General features: G+C 61.6%; 4 protein-coding genes. 2 read left to right on the top strand and 2 right to left on the bottom strand.

What is annotated here, in order from left to right:
* Positions 1-248 (bottom strand): hypothetical protein (locus KA184_23315; GenBank protein MBP8132521.1); only part of this gene is annotated, 248 nt, incomplete at its 3' end.
* A gap of 465 nt (positions 249-713) precedes the next feature.
* On the opposite strand from KA184_23315, the gene KA184_23320 reads away from it, so the two are divergent.
* Positions 714-1,604 (top strand): hypothetical protein, encoded by an 891-nt coding sequence (locus KA184_23320; GenBank protein ID MBP8132522.1) that lies wholly within the window; start codon positions 714-716, stop codon positions 1,602-1,604.
* A gap of 18 nt (positions 1,605-1,622) precedes the next feature.
* On the opposite strand, the gene KA184_23325 is transcribed toward KA184_23320, so the two are convergent.
* Positions 1,623-3,335 (bottom strand): HD domain-containing protein, encoded by a 1,713-nt coding sequence (locus tag KA184_23325; protein ID MBP8132523.1) that lies wholly within the window; start codon positions 3,333-3,335, stop codon positions 1,623-1,625.
* Between the two features lie 431 nt (positions 3,336-3,766).
* Here KA184_23325 and KA184_23330 point away from each other — a divergent pair.
* Positions 3,767-4,643, top strand: an 877-nt coding sequence (locus KA184_23330; protein ID MBP8132524.1) for an AAA family ATPase, incomplete at its 3' end; no start/stop codon positions are given.

Consider the following 4,643-nt stretch of genomic DNA (forward strand, 5'->3'; position numbering starts at 1 on the left):
CCGGCCTGCTCTATCCACTGCTGCAGGACGGGTCTGAAGGACGGGGCGAAGGTCTGGACCACCCGATTCAAGTCCTGTAGACGGACGGCGTCGCGAAGCGTGTTCAACGTTTGCCTGGGGGAGGTGTAATCCGAACTGGCAGACGCCGCCGGCAGTGGCGTGCCGGTCTCAGCGGCGGCGGGTGCGGGGGCCGCCTGCTGCAAGTCCTTGGCGCACCCCTGCGCGAACAAGAGCGCCAGGCCGGCCATGGCCAGCGCCTCTGCGGCTCGGGGGCGGTGGCGTGCCCATTCAGCTATCGAGACGCGCACTTGACATGCTCCCCTTCCAACACGAAAACTAGAAACCGCACCCGCTCCGGCCGTAGCCAAGCGGTGCCGACGGACATCCAGTGTATCACAGACCACGTTACGGGAGAGACGAATTACCTGTGTATTGTGCGGAACCTCCCCTGAATTGAGGGGATTCATTATCGTGTTGTATTGGGCGAGAGGCTCCGGCTCTTGTACCGGCGCGTGCCGCCCCGAATACGCCCGGTTCTTCGCACCAGGAGCGGGCAAGGAGGCAGGTTCATGAGGCGAACAAGAGGGCAGGCGGCCCTGGACGCTCTAAACGCCGGGGTTGCGGTGGCTCAACGTGGGAGAATGACAAGGCCAGCGTGGGGCGTTTCGGCCCGCCCATACGGGCGCCGTGCGGCTCTGTCGCGGGTATTGGCCGTGGCGGTTCTTTCGCTTGCGTGTGCCGCCGCGGGCGCCGTCGCCGTTGAAATGGCGCCTCTGGACCCCGTATCCCCCGCGGGTGGTCTCTCCGTGACGCCCACTCAGGTCGTGTTTCCCTCCACGACGAGCAAGTGTGTGTTTCAAGTGACGCGGGACGGCTCGCCTGTCCCGGCAAGCGAAATCAAGGCGCAGATCGCGGAGGGCTACGGTTGGATGTTCGAGATCGTGAAGCCCTCGAAAGAACCGGGCCAAATCGTTTTGTGTACGCGGCCGGGCAACACGGAGAAGGGTACTTATGACCTGGTCATCCGTGCGGGCAGCGAAGAGAGGCGCGTTCGCGTCGTGGTTTCCCTGGAGCATGAGATGGGACTGTTGCCCTCCGGGGCCGCCACCGGCCAGACGTACGTGTTTCAATCGCTGGCCCTGCCGCCGTATTGCTATGAAGGCCAGATTCTGGACCTGGACTTCTCCGAGCTGGGCGCCACGACGTGGTATTCGTGGCGCGTAAACGACACGGAAGTGCTTGAAGGCGTCGGGGAGAGCCGTTTGCGCTACGTGCTGGACCGCCCTGGCGAAGCATACGTGCGCATGGAAGCGCGGCGCGACCGCTCGTCGGCGGTGATTCCCTGGAGCGGTTCCACCACGGTGCGAGCCAACCCCGTGTACGAAAAAGAGGTTGCGAGAGGCACGATCTTGACGCTGACCGGCCCGGTGGGTTTCCGTGATTATGAATGGTGGCTGGACGGCGCGCCCGTGGCCACGGGCATGAATTATACGCGGCACCTGAATGAAGCCGGCGTTTACCGGATAGAGTGTATCGCGCGATCTCCTGAGAACAGCCCGAATATCAGCTATAGCCGGAACGAGTGGCGGGTCACGGTGCGTTGAATCACGCGGGGGCTTTGCCTACGCGTGAAGGTGAGGCTGCAGCGCAGCACTGCTTTGCGGCATGAGTTCGCCATAATATGCGCCGTTTTGCTCACGCAGGCAGATGTGGCGATGGCACACGCCGCAGTCAAACCGGTCGCCGGCGTGGGCCCCCTCCGGCACCTGAATGTAGGTGCTGCAAAACGGGCAGACGATGCTCTTTTCGTCTTTTTTCAGGTAATCCTGGAGAATCCGGTTAATCTTGCCGGCCCGGAACGCCCGCAGGAACGCGTCCACGATGGCCGGGTCGAACTGCGTCCCTCTTCCTTTCTCGATTTCGCCCAGCGCTATTTCCGTGGAGAGTCCCTTCCGATAGGGACGACTGCTGGTGAGCGCGTCGAACGTGTCCGCTACGGCAATCACACGGCCTTCGAGGGGGATTTCCTCGCCGGAAAGCCCGTACGGATAGCCGTGTCCGTCGTATCGCTCATGGTGATACAGGCAGTACGGGATGAGCGGGTGCAGGCGCTCGACGTCCTGAAGAAGCCGCGCGCCCCGCTCTGGGTGGACCTTTATCTTGGCGAATTCCTCGTCCGTAAGCTTGCCGGGCTTTCGCAATATCGCGTCCTCAATCGCGATCTTGCCAATGTCGTGGAGCACGCCGCCCATTTCGCACTCCCGGATCTTGTCTTCGGTCCACGCCAGTTCGCGTGCAATCGCCACGGCGAAATTCGTGACGCGCCATGTGTGGCCGACGGTGTACTTGTCGCGCATTTCAATGGTGCCCGCGAGCACGACGAGCGTGTCCGCGTAAGATTTCTCGAGCATGCGGACATACTGAGCGTTCTTGATGGCGCTGGCGGCCGGGCCGGCCAGCGCGACCAGCAGTTGCAGGTCGCTCGGAACGAAGGCGTTGGTCGTGCCTCGCGTGTCGACGTAGATGACGCCCAGCGTTTCTTCCTGGTGCTTCAGCGGTGCGCACATAGCCGACGAAATATTCTGGGCGATGATGCTCATCCCGGCTTCAAAACGCGAATCGTCGGCCGCGTCATGCGTAATGACGGCCTCGCCCCGTTCCGCGGCGCGCTGCACGATGCTGGAGCTAATCACGATCTCCGTCGATGCGCGGCCCGTCTTCACGTGCTCGGTAACCAGTTCGCCGGTGTCTCTGTCGCGCAGCAGAATCACGCCGTTGTGGGCTGGCACAAGGCGGAAGATTTGCTCCATGATTACAGCGAAGACCCGGTGCAGGTCGCGTTCGCTGGTAATTACCTGATTGGCCGCGTAAACGGCCTGAAGGCGCTGCTGCGCCTCGCGTAATTGCTCCTGTGTTGGGACTTCGCGGGGTGGGTGGAAAAACGTTTGGAAGAGGTGGTCGGCCTGGCTGGCTGAGACCACTTTGTTGGGGCTGCTCTCGAATCGAACCCCGGTTTCGCCTTTGGGCTCGTCCGCATCCCGGGTCACCCGTCCTTCATACCGGAATTCCTGGTCGCCAATTCGAATAACGTCGCCGTGCGACAGCCGGTATTCCAGAATGCGGCGGTTGCCGACGTACGTGCCGTTGCCGCTGCCCAAGTCTCGCAAGATGGTTCCGCGGTCCGTCTGCTCGACTTTGGCGTGCCGCCGCGATACCTGGAGGTCCTCGAGTTGCACGGTATTGTCCGGATTGCGCCCGATGGTCACTGCACCCTGCAACTGGAAAACTCTCCCGGACAACGGTCCAGACAGCGCTATGAGCTTCTCCTGCGTCATCTTCCTGAGGACTCCCCAAACATTCCATCATAGTTACGGTATCTTTATACCACGAAGGAGGCAACAATCCAAGAACCGCGCCTATTCGCGCGGCCAGAGTGTTTTGTTTCGAGAAAGCCGGGTTCTGCGACGTCACCCCGTCCAGTGCCCCAATAATTATTGACAGAAATCGGAGTTTTGCATAAAATGAAAATCGTTGATGAGCGGGCTGGGAAACCGGCGGCCTTCGCCGGCGGAAAGCACGGGTTGCGGCCGCCGGAACGCGTTGTTTACGCGAACGCCGGCTGAAGCTTGAGCAGCTTACCCGCACGACAGGCCACCGAAGGCCGGGCGAGGAAGCGGGCCTGCCGTGAGGCGGTCTTCGCGAACGACATATCCCGCCGGTTCAGCCTTGACACGGGGCAAAGGAACGGCGGGCACGGTTCCGGTAGATGGATGAGACGCAAGCATATCTCGACTATTTTGGGCTTCAGGAGCAGGCCTTTGCGCCCACGGCGGACCCGGCCTATTTCTATGCCACGCAAGAGCACAAGGAATGCCTGTTCCGGCTCTGGAACAGCATAGACTCCCGGCACGGCATTGCAGTGGTGGTCGGCAACTACGGCACGGGCAAGACGACGCTCTTGCGGAAACTGCTTCTGGGCATGAAAGCGGACCCCGAACGCTACAACACGGCGATCATCGGTTCACCCATCCCGTCCTGGACCAGTTTCGACCTGCTTGAGGCCATTGTCTCTCAGTTCGGGATCCGCGCCGCGCCGCCTTCCTTCATGACCTATATGGAGGCATTGAACCAGTATTTGCTTGCGCGCCGGGAACGCGTCAACACGCTGGTCATAGACGACGGCCAGAATCTCAACAAGCGCGGCCAGCTTGAACTGCTGCGGCTGGTGCAGAATCTGGAAACACAGCAATACAAACTGCTCAACCTGGTAGTCTTTGCTCAGCTCGAGTGGATTCAGGTGTTGCGCGCCGCCCCGAATTTTGAGCAGCGCGTCAACATAACCTACACGCTCTTGCCGGTCCGACTGGAGGAAATGCGCCAATTCATCGAATACCGGCTGGAGCGCGCGGGGGCGCGTCCCGGGGCGGGGCCGGAATTCGAGGAGGCTGCCCTGAGGGCCATGCACGCGTACGCGGAGGGCAATCCCCGGGTGATTGTCACGTTGTGCCGCAATGCGCTGCTCCTGGCGGCGCAACTCAAGACACGCAGCATTACCCACGACATCATCCTGCATACGATCGAGAAGACCACCGTTCCCGACCCGGACAAGCGGGCGCGCGTGGCCGCGGCCGTGATGGAAGGTA

This window comes from Candidatus Hydrogenedentota bacterium, from assembly GCA_018005585.1.
Classification (GTDB): domain Bacteria; phylum Hydrogenedentota; class Hydrogenedentia; order Hydrogenedentales; family JAGMZX01; genus JAGMZX01.

Bases quoted from the DNA above. Each gene is read 5' to 3' on its own strand.
- KA184_23325 (MBP8132523.1), bottom strand. From the start codon at position 3,335: ATGACGCAGGAGAAGCTCATAGCGCTGTCTGGACCGTTGTCCGGGAGA.